Source organism: Roseicyclus sediminis (assembly GCF_025515305.1).
Lineage (GTDB): Bacteria > Pseudomonadota > Alphaproteobacteria > Rhodobacterales > Rhodobacteraceae > Roseibacterium > Roseibacterium sediminis.
Window position 1 is genome coordinate 26666 of record NZ_JAOPHT010000005.1, and the last position, 16164, is coordinate 42829.

At 67.6% G+C, this 16164-nt stretch carries 15 protein-coding genes; 3 read left to right on the plus strand and 12 right to left on the minus strand.

What is annotated here, in order from left to right; genetic code table 11:
- Positions 1-545: 545 nt before the first annotated feature.
- The 4 genes from N8I71_RS08885 to N8I71_RS08900 are packed head-to-tail and all read right to left on the minus strand — an operon-like array spanning position 546 to position 4934.
- A complete protein-coding gene (locus tag N8I71_RS08885) occupies positions 546-1526 on the minus strand; it encodes an FAD binding domain-containing protein (RefSeq protein WP_262877613.1) in 981 nt (326 codons plus the stop codon).
- Positions 1523-1987: a (2Fe-2S)-binding protein gene (locus N8I71_RS08890; RefSeq protein ID WP_262877614.1), complete on the minus strand. Its 465-nt coding sequence runs from the start codon at positions 1985-1987 to the stop codon at positions 1523-1525. The genes N8I71_RS08885 and N8I71_RS08890 overlap by 4 nt, the downstream gene beginning before the upstream one ends.
- The gene (locus tag N8I71_RS08895; RefSeq protein WP_262877615.1) at positions 1984-4266 is read right to left on the minus strand and encodes a xanthine dehydrogenase family protein molybdopterin-binding subunit; all 2283 of its coding nucleotides are present in this window, start codon (positions 4264-4266) and stop codon (positions 1984-1986) included. The genes N8I71_RS08890 and N8I71_RS08895 overlap by 4 nt, the downstream gene beginning before the upstream one ends.
- On the minus strand, positions 4263-4934 hold the full coding sequence (locus N8I71_RS08900) for a DUF2461 domain-containing protein (RefSeq protein ID WP_262877616.1): 672 nt from the start codon (positions 4932-4934) through the stop codon (positions 4263-4265). The genes N8I71_RS08895 and N8I71_RS08900 overlap by 4 nt, the downstream gene beginning before the upstream one ends.
- A gap of 170 nt (positions 4935-5104) precedes the next feature.
- Between N8I71_RS08900 and N8I71_RS08905 the strand changes: the two genes are divergently transcribed.
- Positions 5105-5746 carry a TetR/AcrR family transcriptional regulator gene (locus N8I71_RS08905; protein WP_262877617.1) on the plus strand — a complete coding sequence of 214 codons (642 nt, stop codon included), beginning with the start codon at positions 5105-5107 and terminating at the stop codon, positions 5744-5746.
- Complete coding sequence (locus tag N8I71_RS08910) at positions 5736-6308, plus strand: YdeI/OmpD-associated family protein (protein ID WP_262877618.1); 573 nt, start codon at positions 5736-5738, stop codon at positions 6306-6308. The genes N8I71_RS08905 and N8I71_RS08910 overlap by 11 nt, the downstream gene beginning before the upstream one ends.
- 567 nt (positions 6309-6875) lie before the next feature.
- On the opposite strand, the gene N8I71_RS08915 is transcribed toward N8I71_RS08910, so the two are convergent.
- From N8I71_RS08915 to N8I71_RS08950, 8 genes are all read right to left on the minus strand, one after another.
- The gene (locus N8I71_RS08915) at positions 6876-7238 is read right to left on the minus strand and encodes a DUF5368 domain-containing protein (protein WP_262877619.1); all 363 of its coding nucleotides are present in this window, start codon (positions 7236-7238) and stop codon (positions 6876-6878) included.
- A gap of 13 nt (positions 7239-7251) precedes the next feature.
- A complete protein-coding gene (locus N8I71_RS08920; protein WP_262877620.1) occupies positions 7252-8568 on the minus strand; it encodes an NAD(P)/FAD-dependent oxidoreductase in 1317 nt (438 codons plus the stop codon).
- Between the two features lie 86 nt (positions 8569-8654).
- Entirely contained in the window at positions 8655-9095 is a 441-nt protein-coding gene (locus N8I71_RS08925; RefSeq protein ID WP_262877621.1) for a hypothetical protein, read from the minus strand.
- Between the two features lie 141 nt (positions 9096-9236).
- On the minus strand, positions 9237-9353 hold the full coding sequence (gene cydX, locus N8I71_RS08930) for a cytochrome bd-I oxidase subunit CydX (RefSeq protein ID WP_262877622.1): 117 nt from the start codon (positions 9351-9353) through the stop codon (positions 9237-9239).
- Positions 9354-9365: 12 nt separating this feature from the next.
- Positions 9366-10529: a cytochrome d ubiquinol oxidase subunit II gene (gene cydB, locus N8I71_RS08935; RefSeq protein ID WP_262877623.1), complete on the minus strand. Its 1164-nt coding sequence runs from the start codon at positions 10527-10529 to the stop codon at positions 9366-9368.
- A gap of 5 nt (positions 10530-10534) precedes the next feature.
- Positions 10535-12151: a cytochrome ubiquinol oxidase subunit I gene (locus N8I71_RS08940; RefSeq protein WP_262877624.1), complete on the minus strand. Its 1617-nt coding sequence runs from the start codon at positions 12149-12151 to the stop codon at positions 10535-10537.
- Between the two features lie 106 nt (positions 12152-12257).
- Complete coding sequence (cydC, locus tag N8I71_RS08945; RefSeq protein ID WP_262877625.1) at positions 12258-13916, minus strand: thiol reductant ABC exporter subunit CydC; 1659 nt, start codon at positions 13914-13916, stop codon at positions 12258-12260.
- Positions 13913-15610 (minus strand): ABC transporter ATP-binding protein/permease, encoded by a 1698-nt coding sequence (locus tag N8I71_RS08950; RefSeq protein WP_262877626.1) that lies wholly within the window; start codon positions 15608-15610, stop codon positions 13913-13915. Before N8I71_RS08950 ends, cydC begins: the two co-directional genes overlap by 4 nt.
- Before the next feature lie 106 nt (positions 15611-15716).
- Between N8I71_RS08950 and N8I71_RS08955 the strand changes: the two genes are divergently transcribed.
- On the plus strand, positions 15717-16157 hold the full coding sequence (locus N8I71_RS08955; protein ID WP_262877627.1) for an RrF2 family transcriptional regulator: 441 nt from the start codon (positions 15717-15719) through the stop codon (positions 16155-16157).
- The last annotated feature ends 7 nt before the right edge of the window (positions 16158-16164 follow it).

Below are 16164 nucleotides of genomic sequence, written 5' to 3' on the forward strand. Positions count from 1 at the left end.
GATGCTTGCGTATGTCGACGCATCGCCCTGCCGGTGTCCCTGCGGCACGCGCGGCTGGCTGGTCCGGCGCACTACAAAGTAGAACGTTGGCCCGTCTGAAGGGCAGCAAGACGGGCCGCAGTTCCGGTTCGGGCTTGGCGAGGGAACGTCCGGAAAGTCCGCATGTGAGACGTCAAGCTGCCACGCGGCGAATGTCCGGTTCAGATCTGTCCCATTCAACCGTGCTCGAACGACCGCTTCGGGGAAGGCGTGCTGCACTGCCGCAAGGCCCATCGCGACCCGGCCGTGCCGCAGCGGTGAACGTCGCTGCACCGGCATCAGTCCGGTTCGTCCGCAGAGCGGCCATTGATGGTGTATGCAGCGACGGCCGCAATCCCGACCAGAGCCGCCATTGGCTACAAGCGCGCCCAACGACCGCTGTGCGGACTTTTCGGACCTTCGCCTAAGCGGCATCAACCGTCATAATCGGCCCACTTCGGGCCTTGGGATCTTGTCGTTCGGACGTCGGCTTTCGGTTCAGCGGATCGGGCGGCCGGAACGTCGCGTCACACTGCGTCGTCGGAAGCGGAATTGCAGGCGACCAGCAACGCTTTCGTCACGGCGCGCGCGCACAATTCCTGACGATAGGCATCCTTGCCCACGCCCGGATCTGCCCGTGAGACGCAGGCGCGGCCGGCCTGCAGGAACGTGTTCCTGTCCGCGATGCGCCCCTGCAGCCAATCCTCGACGCCCCTGCAGCGCCATGGCACGGAAGCCACGCCCCCAAGGGCGACACGCGCCGCCACCACGGTTCGCCCCTCCAGCCGAACGCACACGGCGGCCGAGGCGCTTGCGAAGCCATAGGAGGCGCGCTCCCTGAGTTTCACGTAGGTCTGCCCCGTCCAGTCGGGGAGCGGCAGGTGGATGCCGGTGATCAGTTCGCCCGGGTCCAGCGCGGTCTCGACATGGGGCGTATCTCCCGGCAGGCGGTGCAGGTCGCTCCCCGCCATCCCTCGCACGGAACCGTCGGCCGCCTCGACCGACAGGGTCGCGTCGAGCGCCACCAAGGCAACCGCGAGGTCGCCCGGATAGGTGGCGACGCAGTGCCCGGACGCACCGAACAGTGCCCGAGGCTCGTCGGGGTTGCCGATCGCGCTGCATCCCGCGCCCGGGTTGCGTTTGTTGCAGGCCGAGCGTCCATCGCGGAAGAAGGTGCATCTCGTCCGCTGCAGGAGGTTCCCGCCCAGAGTGGCCATCTCGCGGATCTGGGGACTCGCGGCAAGCGACAGCGCAAGATGCACGGCGGGGTAGCGCTGGCGGATGCGGGGGTCGCGCTCGGCTTCCGCCATGGTCGTCATGGCGCCGAGGGTGAGCATACCTTCGGCCTCCGTAATCCTGGCGAGTTCGCCCCGCCGGGCGCCAAGATCGACGAGGCCCGCGGGCCGTTCGACGCCAAGCTTCATCAGGTCCACGAGGGTCGTGCCCCCGGCGATCCATTTCTCTCCGCCAAGGGGAAGGCCATCGCGGCGCAGGACAGGCGGGGTCATCGCGCGACCTCCCCGGCCTTGGTGGCACAGGCGCGGATGGCTGCGCGGATCTGGGGATAGGCCGCGCAGCGGCAGAGGTTCCCGGACATCCACTCCGCGATCTCGCGGTCCGATCCGGCATGGCCTTCGGCCACGCAGGCGATGGCGGACATGATCTGGCCCGGGGTGCAGTAGCCGCACTGGTAGGCGTCGTGGTCCAGGAACGCCGCCTGCATGGGATGCAGATCGTCGCCGGTCGACAGGCCCTCGATGGTGGTCACCGGGCCCCTGACGGTCGCCGCCAGCTGAAGGCAGGACAGCACCCGCCGCCCGTCAACGAGCACAGTGCAGGCGCCGCACTGGCCGTGGTCGCAGCCCTTCTTCGTGCCGGTCAGCGAAAGATCCTCCCGCAGGACGTCCAGAAGCGTCGTGTGGGCAGTCTCCGGCACCGGGTAGTCCCGTCCGTTGATGGTCAGCGTCATTCCGAGGCCACTCCTTGGGCGATGGGTTCGAGGGCGGAGACGGCGCGCAGCCGTTCCACATAGGTCATGGGCAGCGAACGGATGAGCCCGCCCGTCGCGTCCGCGAAGGCCGAGGCGATGGCGGGGGCGACGCCCACGATCGCCGTCTCGGCGATGCCCTTGAAGTTCAGGGGGCCGTCGTCCGTGCCCGACCCCACCGTCAGGACCTCGACATGCGGGACGTCCGCCTGCGTAGGGATCAGCGCCTCGCCGAGTTCGGCGTTGGTCCACGCTCCCGTCCGCCGGTCGAGGCGGGTCTCCTCCATCAACGCCTGTCCCAGACCCATGATCATTGCCCCGCGCAATTGTGCGGCGGCGATGGCCGGTTGCAGGACGCGTCCGCAATCATAGGCGCCGACCAGCCGGACGACCTCGATCTCGAGCGTGACCGGGTCGACGGCCATCTCGCAGAAGACGGCGCCGAAGCTCGCCTTGGCCTTGCCGGAGGCGCCGAAGGTCAACCCCGCGCGGCCGGACCCCGACTGGTCCCCATGCCGATACAGGAGGTCGGCCAGCGGGGCGCGCGATCCATCGGCAAGGGCCAGATCGGGGCCTTCGATCCGCGCCCTCTTCGCCTTGCGCCCAAACAGCGGAGAGGCGCGGTCCTTCCGCGTCCGATCCGCCAGCCGGGTCGCGATGCGATGGAGCGCGTCCTGAATGGCGGCAGCGTTCGAATAGGTGCCGGTGGACCCGATGGACCCGGCGGCATACGCCTCGGAGATCGCCTGTCGCCTGAGCGTGATCCGGTCGGGCGGCAGGCCCGTCATCTCGGACACGAGCCCGGTCAGCCCGGTCAGCAGCCCCTGGCCCATCTCGGCCACCGCAATGGAGACGACGGCGCGCGCGTCGGCCGTCAGCGTGACATGCGCGGTCGCGGGAAACTGCCGCCCGAGGTCGATGGCGGACGCCATGCCGTAGCCGGTGAGGCGGCCATCCGGCCTGATGGTGCCGCCCTTCGGGCGGTCCCGCCACCCGATCGCGGCGGCGCCGGCGGCGTAGGCCCCGCGCAGGGCCTTCGCCTCCCACGGCGTGCCGCTGACGGGATGTGTGCCCGCGTGATTGAGGAGGCGGAGGTCCAGCGGGTCCATCCTCAGTCGCGCGGCCAGCCGGTCCATCCCCTGTTCCAGCGCGAAGATCGCGTGGGCGACCCCGGGGCCGCGCATCCAGCCCGCACCCGGCAGGTCGAGCTGCGCCACCCGGGAGGTCAGGCGATGGGTGTCATGGGTGTAAAGCTGGAACGGCATCTCGCCCACGGGCTCGACGAAGGCGGCATTGCCCTTCGCGATGTCGGGCTCGAGCACGATGGACGCGAGGCGTCCGTCGGGGTGCGCGCCAAGGCGGAGCCTCTGGCGCACCTCCGACCTGTGCGACATGAGCGAGAAGGTGTCGCGCCGGGTCTGGACGAATTTCACCGGCGCGCCCGCGACCCGCGCCGCCATGGGCGCGAGCAGCAGCGCCTGATACGAGATGTTGCGCCCGAAGGCCCCGCCGGAGAAGTGGTTGAAGAGTCGCACCCTGCTTTCGTGCCGCGACCTGCCGATCACCCGGCGCAGCAAGCCGGGCATCCCGTCGGACCATCCCAGCCCGAAAGCCTGCCCGATCATCATCGCGTCGATGTGGTGCCACTGGACCGCGGCATGAACGGTAACGCCGCCATCCCCATCCCACCGGGCGACGACAGCGCCGGGCTCGAGCGGGTTCTGGTGGTGGGGCGCGTTGTGGAAGGTGTCGTCCGTTGTGACCGTTGCGGCGGCAAGCGCCGAGTCGGCATTCCCCTTCCGGCTGCGCCCGGGACCTATCCCCGCACGCTTCACCGCCCGCAGGCGGTTGTCGGCATCCTCCAGCGTCACGACCGGGGCCGGACCGGGTTCGATGTCCAGCGCAATGGCGGCAACTCCTTGGCGGGCCGCCATCAGCGTCTCGGCGACGACCACCGCGACGACCTGACCCGCATAGGCGATCCGCGGCGATTGCAGAGGCAGACGGACCCCCGGCTCGGACATGCTGAGCGAGATGACCTTGCGCAGGCGCGGGGCGTTTTCGTGGGTCATGATCGCCCGCACGCCGGGCAGACGAAGCGCCGCATCGGTGTCGATCCGCCGGATGGTTCCGGAGCCTACCGGCGCCGTCACCGCGAGGGCGATCAGCGGGGTAAACCCGAGGACATCTTCGCGCAGGTCATCGACGAAGGGAGCCCGTCCCCGGACCTTGTCGGCGCCTTCGATCCTGTGGCCCCTCATCGGACCGCCCCGGCAAAGGAGAGGAGCGGCATGGCATCGCGGGCAAGCCGCTCGACCCTGTCTGGGATCTCGCCGGAGAGCCAGAGATCGCGCCCTAGGTCCTCGCGCAGGATCAGTGACTTCAGGCGGATCTCGGCGGCGTGCGGATGACCGGCGTGGTCGGTGAAGCCCTTCGGCATGGCCGTCAGGCTGTCGCCTCGGTCGAGATCGCGCCCCGCCTGCGTCAAGCCGGCCTTGATCGCCGCGAAGTCCCCGGCGCGCGCGATCATCGCGTCCCGGATCGGGCCCAGTTCGGCGGGGCTCAGGCCGTAGTAGCCCGCGGCCGCGAAGCCCCCCGTGGCGTCGAGCTGGAGATAGACGATCCCGCCTGCCTCCTTCTTCGTGCCCGAGGCCGTCAAGAGACCGGAGAGATTGGTCTTGTAGGGGCGCTTATCCTCGCTGAATCGCACGTCGCGGTTCATGCGGAACACCGTTGCCTTGCCACCCGAGACGGGCCGGGGCGCATCGGCCAGCCGGTTGCTCAGCGTTTCGAGCAGGTGGATGAACGGCCGCTCGAGCCGGGTTGCGAAGACCGCCTTGTTGGCGGTGAACCAGTCGCGGTCGTTGTGCGCCGCAAGGGTTTCGAGGAAGTCGAAGCTGTGGGCGTCGAAGGCGTGGTCGGGCGTCATGCTGCGGAGTCCTTTTTGTGGGAATGCCGAGGATCTTCGTGCCGGCGGACAGCACGACCGGGTGACCCGCTTGCGGGGCGGTTGAAATCGCTTACCCATGAGCTTAGCTGTCCGACACCATTGCCATCCGACCGTTCGGTAGGCAAATAGACGAGCCGAGGGGCATGTCAATGACGAAGAACGATCCGGCCCAGGCGTCCGGCCGGCGCGCCGACATTCTGGAGCGGGCGACCGAGGCCTTCGTGAGCCACGGCTATGCCGGCACCTCGATGGCGGATCTCGCGCGCGCCATCGGCATCCAGAAGGCAAGCCTCTACCACCACTTCCGGTCGAAGGAGTCCCTCTTCGTCGCCTGCGTCACGGAAGGCTACGACGGCGCCGTCCGCCGGCTCGAAGCGATCCGGTCCGATGACGCCATCTCCGATCCCGCCCGCATCAGGGCCGCGATGGAGGAGATCTACCGGATCAACCTCACAACGCCCGTAGGCCGAATGGCGCCCCTGATCGCCGAGATCGCGGCGACGATCCCCGAAGTCGCGCAGGCCTTCCACAGCGGCTTCATCGCCCGCCACTACGCCACGGTGACCGGCATGATCGAGGACGGGATCGCCCGCGGCAGCTTCGCGCACGTCGATCCGCTCGGCATGCAGCACCTGATCTTCGGGCCGGTGATCACGCTTGCCCTGTCGCGCGAGATGACGGCGTCGTTCCCGGACAGGGACGCGCTGTATCCGGTCGACCGCATCAGGGAGACGCACATCGGGCTGATCCTGCGGCTCCTCACGGGGAAGGGATCCGCCGATGGATCCTGACAGGTTCGAGCACGTCGAGGTTGCCTCGGAACAGGCGCTCTGGGACTGGCTCGGCCGGCATCACGCGCGCCCCGACAGCGTCTGGCTGGTGACCTGGAAGGCCGCGCATCCCGACCGATACGTCTCGCGCGAGGCGGTTCTCGACGCGCTGATCGCCCACGGCTGGATCGACGGCCGGCGCCTGAAGCTCGACGACGCGCGCACGATGCAACTGATCGCGCCGCGCCGGCAGCAGGCCTGGGCGCAGAGCTACAAGGACCGCGCGGCGCGGCTGGAGGCCGAGGGGCGCATGCACCCCGCGGGCCGCAACGCTGTCGTCGAAGGGCAGTGGAGCGGAAAGTGGCACGACTCCGACCCCATCGACGCGCTCATCGACCCGGAGGACCTGACCGAGGCGCTCGAGACTCGCGGCGCGACGACATGGTGGCTGGCCGCTGCCCCGTCCTACCGGCGCAACGTCCTGCGCTGGATCGCGGGGGCCAGGCGCCTGGAGACACGGCGGGCGCGGATCGAGACGGTCGCCGCCGCTGCATCGAGGGGAGAGAAGGTCCCGCAGTACTGATTGAGAGATCAATGACCGGACAACGATACAAGGCGCAGCGATGGTCCGCTTGCCGCCCGTAGCGACGAATGCTGTGTCGAACACAAAGGTCCGCTTCGGGCTCGTTGCCGCTATTCGCTGCGCTCAGCACCAACGACCGGGGTTTGACGCTTAGCGGACATCTGATGTTTCTTGTCAGATGTCTCTATCGAGCCCGATCCTGACAATGCAGCGGCCTGAACGAATGCCTAGAAAGCGCGATGCCACGGCCGTTCGAGTTGGTTCCAGAACACGCTCAGCAACGAAATGCACCTATTTGCGCTTGATATTGGAGCGTTGCGCCGTTCGGCATGTAGCTCATGTTCACGCTTCGATGCTGCCCTGACATATGATGTTCAGGTTTCCCCATTTCGAAGCCGTACACCGCAGAGCCCAGTCTCCTGCCAGTCTGGTGCCAGGCCGAAAACGAACCATAGAGTGACGCGTCACAGTATTCGAGACGACATGGATGTAGCGCCCGCCGTCCCGCATGCGCGCACGAGTTACGTCGAGCGCAATGGTCCACGACACGCGACGCCAAACGAGAGCTCAATCCTGCGTCGGCGCTCCACGCCGAAACAGCAGCCTCTCTACGGTATAAACGAGGATTGCGCCGCCGACGGCGCCCATGGCGGCAATGCCGAGCAAGACGATGACGTCGACCGGCCCGCCGATATCGGCAAGGTGGCTGTCGGTCATCTTCATGACGAACCAAACGGCCAGCACCGCCCCCACCGGCATGAAGAGCTGCGCTACCAGGAACTGGCGCATCCCGAGGCTTCGGTCGCGGATCAGAACGTAGATCCAGCCCAGCGTCACCAGCACCGCCGCGGCGACCATCGTCCAGAACAGGCCGCGGCCGAAGATCTCTTCGAAGACCGCGATCAGGGTGTCAAATGTCAATTCCTGCATTGTCGCGTCTCCCTCAAGCCTGTCCGCGCAACATCGCGTTGTAGGTGGCCTTCAGCGCCACCTCCTTCATCAGCCAGCTGATCCAAAGCTCTTCCAGCGGGGCGATGATACCCGGGAAGGACGGGGTCAGGTCGTTGTTGTAGTCGAACTCGATCAGCATCGCCCGCCCGATCCGCGTGATCAGCGGACAGGAGGTGTAGCCGTTGTAGGTCTCGGTTCCCTCGGCCCCCTGGATCGCGGCCACCAGATGATCCTCGACCACCGGCACCTGCCATTTCACGCTCGCCGCCGTCTTGCCCTTCGGCACGCCCGCCACGTCGCCCACGGCCCAGATGTTGGCGTAGCGGTTGTGGCGCAGCGTGGCCGGGTCGCAATCGACCCAGCCCTGGTCGGTCCACCGGTCGGCCCATGCCAGACCCGACTGGCGCACGAACTCGGGTGCACGCTGCGGCGGGATGACGTGGAGGTAGTCGTACTCCTCGTCGTGGGTGAACCCGTCGGCATCGGTGAATGTGGCGATCTTCGTCCCGGCGTCGATGCTACGGAGCGTCCGCCCGTAGGTGTAATTGATGTCGCGCTCGTCAAAAAGCATGCGCACCCGTTCGGCCACGATCGGCACCCCGAAGAGCGAGGATTGCGGCGCGATATAGTCGATCCGCGCGGCCCCTCGGGTCTCGGCCCGCGTCAGCCGGTCGTCGATCAGGAAAGTGTGCTTAAGCGGTGCACCCGCGCATTTCATCTCCGTCGCGGGTCGGGTGAAGACACCGCGCCCGCCCTCCTCGATGAAGCGGCTGGCCGCATGCCACGTCCGCGCGGCGTAGTCAGGCCCCGCGTAAAGCGCGCCGATGCCGTTCTCGCCCACCAAGTCGAGCGAGAAGCCCTCGATCGCGTCATGGTCGAGAATCAGCCCCGGTGCCACGACGAGGAAGTCATAGTCCAGCGTCTCGCCCCTTTCGGTCGAGACGGTCTGCGCCTCGGGGTCGACCGCCGCGACCCGCGCGGGGATCAGCGTGACGCCATCGGGCAGCCAGTCGGTGGTCTGGCTGACGACATAACTCGGAGGCTTGAGGCCCGCGGCGACCAGCGTGAGGCCCGGCTGATAGAGATGTTCGACCCGCGGGTCGATCAGGGTGATCTGCGCCCCCTCCAGCCGGTCGACGAGGCGATTGACCAGCGCCGTGCCCGCAGCGCCTGCGCCGATGATGACGATGCGCGCGTTGGTCGGCACCGCCTGCGCTTGTACAGCCTCGCCCGGCAAGGCCGCAGCAGCACCGCCCGCTGCGGCAAGGGCCAGAAAGGCGCGGCGACTGGTCTGAAACTCTCGGGTCATGTCATGTCTCCTACGGCGGTCGGGCGATTTGGCCCATCGGCCCGCCAGCGACCTGGGTGTGGCGGGCGACCGAGCCGGCTGGGGGATCAGAAATTCAGGACACGGGTATCGGCATCCATGAGGCGTGCGGCCATCGCGTCGGGTGCGGCCACGCCGATGCCGTCAAGCAGCACCGAGGCGTCCTCGCCGCGCCCGGGCAGGTAGATCGCGCAGACCTCGACCGTGGCACCGGTTTGCGCGCGGATCACCTGCATCAGGCCCTGTGGGCTCATGTCACGCGGAGGCTGGCCCGCGGTGGCACTTTCGGGCGCGTCGTTCAGTGCGATGTCACCGGCCGGTCCGCAGAGCATGATATGCGCGTTCGCGCCCTGTTGGGCGGCTTGGAAGGTCAGCACGAGGGCCATCAGCTGCGTCTGGGGCTCGGGAGAGGTGATGATCGTCACGAGGTCGGGGCCGTCCTGAGCGGCGGCCATGCCGGAGGTGAGGGTCGTGGCAGCCAGGGCGACAGTTGCAAGAAGGTTTTTCATTGGTTTCTCCAGAATGTTGATCCGCGAGGTCGCGCCGGTAGCGCGCGGCGTTTAATGGAAAAGAGGGGGCCGTGATCCGTGATTGGGCACGGCCCCCAGGGAACTTCGAAGGGATGATCGAAGTTGTCTCGGGATCGGGAGTCAGTCCTCGTGCTCTTCGGCGAGGATCTGGTCTTCGCGCATCTCGAGCCACATGGCGTTGACGACGGCGAAGATCGCGGCGAGCGGAAGGCCGAGAAGCCAGGCGAAATACCACATGATGGGTCTCCTTCAGTAGACGGTGTCGGAGTTGGCGGTGACATCGGCCTCGGTCACCTTGCCCCAGAGCACCCGGTAGACCCAGGCGGTGTAGGCAAGGATGATCGGCATGAAGATCGCCGTCACGACAAGCATGATGAAAAGCGTGAGGTGGGAGCTGGAGCTGTCCCAGACTGTGAGCGAGCTATTCGGATCCACGGTCGAGGGCAGGATGAAGGGGAACATCGTCAGGCCGACGGTCGAGATCATCCCGAAGATACCGAGCTTGGACCACAAGAGCGTGCTCACCTCGGAGCCCGACCGCAGGCCGCGGATGGCCATGGCGGTGCCGAGGAAGCCCAGCATGGGCGCGAGCGCGATCCAAGGCCGCGCGGCATAGGCGGCAAACCAGCTGTCGGTGCGTATGACCTCGGACATCAGCGGGTTCGATGGGCCGTCGGTGACGACATCGCCAGCGAAGGCATAACCTTCGATCCCCACGGCCAGCCACAGCCCCGACAGGGCGAAGCCCGCCATGGTCAGCATCCCCGTGATGGTGCCGATGCGCCTCGCGCGCTCTACGATCACGCCTTCGGACTTCAGGCCCAGCCAGGCTGCGCCATGGGTCAGCAGCATCGAAAGCGATACGACGCCCACGAGCAGCGCGAAGGGGTTCAGAAGCCCGAGGAACTTGGCGTGGAACGTGCCGTCATACATCGGGTACAGCGTGTCGGTCAGGTGAAATGGAACGCCCTGCAACACGTTGCCGACCGCCACGCCGAAGATCAGCGCGGGTACCGCGCCACCGGCAAACAGCGCCCAGTCCCAGGCCGACCGCCAGGCGGGCGAGACCCGCTTGGAGCGGTACTTGAACGCCACGGGCCGGACGATGAAGGCCGCCAGGACGACGAACATCGCAAGGTAGAAGCCCGAGAAGCTGACCGCGTAGAGCGGCGGCCAGGCGGCGAAGATGGCGCCGCCGCCGAGGATGAACCACACTTGGTTGCCCTCCCAGACGGGGCCCACAGTGTTGATGACCATGCGCCGTTCGGTGTCAGTCCGGCCTACGAAGGGCAGGAGCGCGCCGACGCCCATGTCGAAGCCGTCCGTCAGAGCGAAGCCGATCAGAAGCACGCCCAGAAGCAGCCACCAGATGACTCGCAGGACATCGTAGGAGATGAGATCGTAAAGGGTCATGTCCGTCACTCCGCGGGGGTTGCGATGGCACCCGGCACGTTGCCGTCATGGGTGCGTAAACGGTGTTCGTGGCGGGCCATCCAGGCGTCGGTTTCTTCGACATCGAGGAAGGGGCCCTTGCGGATGTACTTCACCATCAGGCCCATCTCGACGACGAACAGGACCGAGTAGAAGGTGACGAAACCCGCCAGCGTGATCAGAAGCTCGGCCGCGCCCAGGTGGCTGACCGACATTGCGGTGGGCAGCACGCCGTCGACCGTCCATGGCTGGCGTCCAAATTCGGCGACGAACCAGCCGAGTTCGGCCGCGATCCAGGGCGCGGGGATCACCGCGACCGCGCCCCAGAGCGCCCAGCGGGGGAACCGCATGCCACGGAACGACGCGCGATAGAAGAAGTAGGCCATCATCCCGATGAAGGCGAAGCCGAGCGCGACCATCAGGCGGAAGGCCCAGAACAGCGGCCAGACCATCGGGATCGTGTCCTCGGCGGCCAGCGTGATCTGGTCGTCCGTCGCCTGCCGCGGATCGTCGATGTAGCGCAGCAGAAGGAAGGCGAAGCCGAGATCGGCGGAGTGCTCCTCGAAGGTCGCAGTGACGGTGGGGTCGGCGGCCTCGCCCTCCGCGCGGATCGTCTGCAGTGCGTCATAGGCGATGATGCCCGAGCGTATGCGCTCTTCGGCCCGCTGCTCCAGGTCGTTGATGCCCGGGATCTCGGTGTCGAGCGAACGCGTGCCGATCAGGCCCATCGCCCAGGGGATGTGGACGGCGTAATGCGTCTCGCGCGTTTCGAGATCGGGGAACCCGAAGGCGGTGAAGGGGGCGGGGGCCTCTTCCGTTTCCCACATCGCCTCGATCGCGGCGAGTTTCATCTGTTGGGAATGGGTGGCCGAATAGCCCGACTCGTCGCCCAGCACGACGACCGACAGCGCCGAGGCGAGCCCGAAGCTGGCCGCGACCGCGATGGAGCGGCGGGCAAGCTCTGTGTGGCGGCCCTTCAGCAGGTACCAGGCCGAGACGCCGAGGACGAAAACCGAGGCGGTGACGTAGCCCGCGCTGACGGTGTGAACGAACTTCGCCTGCGCGACCTCGTTGAAGAGCACGTCGAAGAACGACGTCATCTCCATCCGCATGGTCATCGGGTTGAATTCCGCGCCGACCGGGTTCTGCATCCAGCCGTTGGCGATGAGGATCCAGAGCGCCGAGAAGTTCGAGCCGATGGCGACGAGCCAAGTGACGACGGCATGGGCCGTCTTCGACATCTTGTCCCAGCCGAAGAACATCAGGCCCACGAAGGTCGCCTCGAGGAAGAAGGCCATGAGCCCCTCGATCGCGAGCGGCGCACCGAAGATATCGCCGACATAGTGGCTGTAGTAGCTCCAGTTCATACCGAACTGGAATTCCATGGTGATGCCGGTGGCGACGCCGAGAACGAAGTTGATGCCGAAGAGCGTGGCCCAGAATTTCGTCATCTGCCGCCAGATCGGGCGGTTGGTCATCACATAGACCGTCTCCATGATCGCCACGATGATCGACAGACCCAGCGTGAGCGGCACGAAGAGGAAGTGATACATAGCGGTCATCGCGAATTGCAGTCGCGACAGTTCGACCACGTCGAGTTCCATGTCTCCGTCTCCTTTTGTCTTTCCGAAGGGGCACTCCTCCCCGGGTTTGGCTGCCGTTCTAAGGGGGCGGGCAGGGGCGGCCTTGATCTGGATCAAATAGATATATTCAAGATATGCTTTTTATCGTCAACTTTCTGTCGCAGGCCGAGAGGTCGGTGTCTCGGTGCGTCGCAAGCAGGACGGCGGCGTTCGGCAGGTGGGACTTGATCGTGGCCAGCACACCGTTAGCGCTGTTCGGGTCCAGCCCTTCGGTCGGCTCGTCGAGCAGCAGGATCGCGGGGTGGCGCAGAATCACGCGGGCCAGCGCCACGCGCCGTGCCTCGCCCCCCGACAGGCCCGTGCCACCTTCGCCAAGCGCCATGTCGAGCCCACCGCGAGGCGCGAGCGCGGGCCAGAGGCCCAGATCGGTCAGCAGGGTCTGCATCTGGCCGTCGGTCACGTCCGGCGCGGCCAGCCTCAAGTTGCTGCGGATGGTTCCGGACACCAGACGGCTGGCCTGCGGAAGGTAGCCAAGCCGGGCCCGCAACGTGCCCTCGGACAGGTCATCAGGGGCGCTGCCGTCCAGCAGGATCGTGCCCGACAGCGGCTGCGCAAGGCCCGAGATGGCGTTAAGCAGCGTCGATTTTCCACGGCCCGACCGCCCGGTCAGGGCGACAATTTCGCCGGGTGCGACATGCAGGTCGATCGGCCGTATCAGGGCTGTCGCCGAGCCGGGCGCAGCCACGGAGACGCCCCGTAGGCTGAGGCCCGGTTCGACCTCTCCGACATGGCCGACACTTGACCGCGGGTCCTGCCGCGCTTCGAGGGTCGGTGCCAGCCGCGCCGCGGCGTCGCGCATCCGACCGATCTCGGCGATGCCGCGATGGAGGGGCGCGAGCGCCTCGGCCAGGGCGAGGGCCGCGAAGACCGCGATGGCTGCGGCGGCAGGAGTGATCGCCTCTTCAAGCGCCATTTGCCCACCGATCGCCAGCGCCCCCGCCGCGGCGAGCATTGCACTGCCCGAGGCCATGGTCGCGGCGCGCCTGTCGAGCTGCGTTAGCCTGCGCTCGGCGGTCCGCGCCGCGGCGTCGTGCGCGAGGACCTGCGCCCGTTCGGACAGGAGCGACCCGGCGAAGGTCAGGATGGCGCGCGCGCGCAGGTGTTCGACTGCAGCACTTCGCAGCGCCTGCCGGGCCGCCTCGGCTTCGGCAGCCGGTGCGATGGCGCGGCGTCCCTCTACGATCATGGCCAGCGCCGCGCCCGTGGCCAACGTACCGACGACCCAAAGCGCGACGACCGGCGCGACCAGCCATACCAGCAAGGCGCCCGCCGCGACGAGTGTGACCCCCCCGGCGAGGATCGGAAAGACCAACCGGATCGCCACGCCGTCCAGTGCGTCCACATCCGCCGTAACTCGGTTGAGCATCGACGGGCTGCGCAGCCGGGCCAGCGTTTCTACAGGTTGCATCGACAGCCCATCCAGCACCCGCAGGCGCAGGCGCGCCAATGAGCGCAGGGTCGCGTCATGGGTCAGGATGCGCTCGCCATAGCGTGCGGCGGTGCGGCCTAGTGCCAGCATCCGCACGCCTGCCGAGGGGCGAAAGACGTCGAAGGCGATGCCGATCCCCGCCACCCCTGCGGCCCCCGTGGCGGTCACGAACCAGCCAGACAGCCCCAGCAGGGCCGCCCCCGCAAGAAGCACAATGACCGACAGGGCCAGCCCGCGGGCTAGCGCCGTGCGTTCCTCGCCCCATATGGCACGTGCGATGCGCCAGAGCGGGCTCATGCGGCCCCCTCCATCGCCTGTGGCGCAAGGGCGACCCGACGGTCCATCGCAGCCGCAAGCGCTGCGTCATGGGTCGCCACGATGACGGTCACACCGCCGGCCTTGAGCGCCATGAGCGCCGCGATGACCTCGGCGGCGGTGGCGGCGTCGAGGTCGGCTGTCGGCTCGTCCGCAAGCAACACGGGCCGACCCGACAGGGCCGCACGCGCCAGGATCAGCCGCCGCGCCTCACCACCCGAAACGCCGCCACCGCTTTCGCCTAGCTCTGCATCGAGGCCGCCCGGAAGGCGGGCGACGATATCCCAGGCCGAGGCGAGGGCGAGCGCGGAATCGATCTCAGCTTCGGTCGGTTGGGTCGGGCGGCCGAGCGTCAGCGTTTTCCGCAGCGGACCAGCCAGCATCTGTGCGGCCTGCGGCACCCAGGCGATCCGGGCGCGCCACCCATCCGCAGTGGTAGCCGAAAGCGGCACCCCGTCGATCATGATCTCGCCCCGATCCGGCGTCTCGAGGCCGCCGATCAGGGACAGAAGCGTCGACTTCCCGCTGCCCGACGGGCCTGTCAGGGCCACAGCCTCGCACGGTCTAAGCGTCAAGTCGGGGAAAGCCAGCGCGCCGAGTTGCAGGCCGGTCAGGGTGAGGGTCGGCGCGTTCGGCGCGGGACCGTCGGCCCCGCCAGTACCAATGATCTCGGCAGCGTTTTTGGCTTCGGTCTCGGCCAGTTCCCCCGTGACAGCGAGCGCGCCCGCCTTGTCATGCCAGGCCGCGGCGAGGTCGCGGAGCGGCTGGAAGAACTCGGGCGCCAGCATCAGGAGGAAGATCCCCTCGCTGAGCGTGAGCGGCTTGGCCCATGCGCCGTACGGAATCTCTCCCAACAGCGCGAAACCGACATAGACTGCGACCATCGCCACCCCGATGGCCGAGAAGAGTTCCAACACCGTGGACGACAGGAAGGCGACGCGCAGCACGGCCATGGTGCGGGCGCGCAGCCCCTCGGCCCGGTCGGCGAATTCGGCGCTCATGCGCCCGCGCGCGTCCAGCAGGCGGATATCGGTCAGTGCCGAGAGGCGTTCGCCCAGCAGCCCCGAGAGCGAGCCAATCTCGTCCATCTGCCGCTCACTCGCCTCGCGCGCGGCCATGCCGACGAGCGCCATGAAGACGGGGATCAGGGAGCCTGCCAAGGCAAGAATCATGGCGACGGCCCATGAGAACGGCAGGGCAAAGGCGAGATAGGCGAGCGGCAGGATCGCGGCACGCAGCGCCGCGGGGCGTTGGCGCAGGATCGCGGGCCGCAGGAGTGGCAGCTTTTCGGTGAGCATGGCCGCCGTCGCTGCCGAGGGTGCCCGCTCGGCCCGCGGCGCGAGGCGGTCCTGCGATGTGAGAAGTGCTGCGCGTTCACGGGCCAGGATGTGGTCGGCCGCGTGGTCGAGCCGCGCCGCCGCCCAGTGGTTGGCCCCGATGCGCAGAGCGCCCGCGGCAAGAAACAGGCCGGTCATCGCCCAGATGATGGAGGGCGCTGCCTGCCCCTCGACCAGCCGCCCGAAGGTAGTCGCCACCGCGGCGGCCATGGCGGGCCAGGCCAGGCCCGCGATGACGGTCAGCGCGGCGGCCCGCGTGATGCCGGGCGCTTCGGGCGCGATGGCCTGCGCGAAGCGTGCTTGCGCCGGGTCGGGGGATTTCTTGCTAAAACGTCGCATTTCAAATATACATTATCGTGGGATGCGCCGCGGCGGATTGATCAGGGTCAATGTTCCGCGAGGGCCGATGCGCCATGTCGGAGCACGGGCAAGAACGGAGGCCGGGATGCGGCTGACGACGAAAACCAATCTGGCGATGCGCGTGCTGATGGCCTGCGCGGTCAACCGTGGGCAGGTGCTGCGCAAGCATGACCTCGCAAGCGCGGTGAACGCCTCGGAGGCGCATCTGGCCGTGGTGATCAACCAGCTCGGAAGGCTCGGCTTCTTGACCACGGTGCGGGGGAGGAACGGTGGGCTCAAGTTGCGCCTCGCGCCCGAGGAGATCTCGGTCGGCAAGGTCTTTCGCCTCTTCGAAGGGGGGATGCCGCTTGCCGAATGCTTTGACCGCGAGACCAATACTTGCCCGCTGTCGTCCTGTTGCCGGCTGAGCGGCTCGATCGGTCGCGCGCTTGAGGCGTTCTTCGCCACGCTCGACGGCGTGACGCTGGCCGACCTGGTGGAGGAGAACGCGGGCCTTGCCCGCATCTTGCAGATCGAGCCCGCCTGACCGCGCG

Coding starts and splice junctions, on each gene's coding strand:
- N8I71_RS08885 (WP_262877613.1), bottom strand. CDS start 1,526: ATGACCCCGCCTGTCCTGCGCCGCGATGGCCTTCCCCTTGGCGGAGAG.
- N8I71_RS08890 (WP_262877614.1), bottom strand. CDS start 1,987: ATGACGCTGACCATCAACGGACGGGACTACCCGGTGCCGGAGACTGCC.
- N8I71_RS08895 (WP_262877615.1), bottom strand. CDS start 4,266: ATGAGGGGCCACAGGATCGAAGGCGCCGACAAGGTCCGGGGACGGGCT.
- N8I71_RS08900 (WP_262877616.1), bottom strand. CDS start 4,934: ATGACGCCCGACCACGCCTTCGACGCCCACAGCTTCGACTTCCTCGAA.
- N8I71_RS08905 (WP_262877617.1), top strand. CDS start 5,105: ATGACGAAGAACGATCCGGCCCAGGCGTCCGGCCGGCGCGCCGACATT.
- N8I71_RS08910 (WP_262877618.1), top strand. CDS start 5,736: ATGGATCCTGACAGGTTCGAGCACGTCGAGGTTGCCTCGGAACAGGCG.
- N8I71_RS08915 (WP_262877619.1), bottom strand. CDS start 7,238: ATGCAGGAATTGACATTTGACACCCTGATCGCGGTCTTCGAAGAGATC.
- N8I71_RS08920 (WP_262877620.1), bottom strand. CDS start 8,568: ATGACCCGAGAGTTTCAGACCAGTCGCCGCGCCTTTCTGGCCCTTGCC.
- N8I71_RS08925 (WP_262877621.1), bottom strand. CDS start 9,095: ATGAAAAACCTTCTTGCAACTGTCGCCCTGGCTGCCACGACCCTCACC.
- cydX (WP_262877622.1), bottom strand. CDS start 9,353: ATGTGGTATTTCGCCTGGCTTCTCGGCCTTCCGCTCGCCGCGATCTTC.
- cydB (WP_262877623.1), bottom strand. CDS start 10,529: ATGACCCTTTACGATCTCATCTCCTACGATGTCCTGCGAGTCATCTGG.
- N8I71_RS08940 (WP_262877624.1), bottom strand. CDS start 12,151: ATGGAACTCGACGTGGTCGAACTGTCGCGACTGCAATTCGCGATGACC.
- cydC (WP_262877625.1), bottom strand. CDS start 13,916: ATGAGCCCGCTCTGGCGCATCGCACGTGCCATATGGGGCGAGGAACGC.
- N8I71_RS08950 (WP_262877626.1), bottom strand. CDS start 15,610: ATGCGACGTTTTAGCAAGAAATCCCCCGACCCGGCGCAAGCACGCTTC.
- N8I71_RS08955 (WP_262877627.1), top strand. CDS start 15,717: ATGCGGCTGACGACGAAAACCAATCTGGCGATGCGCGTGCTGATGGCC.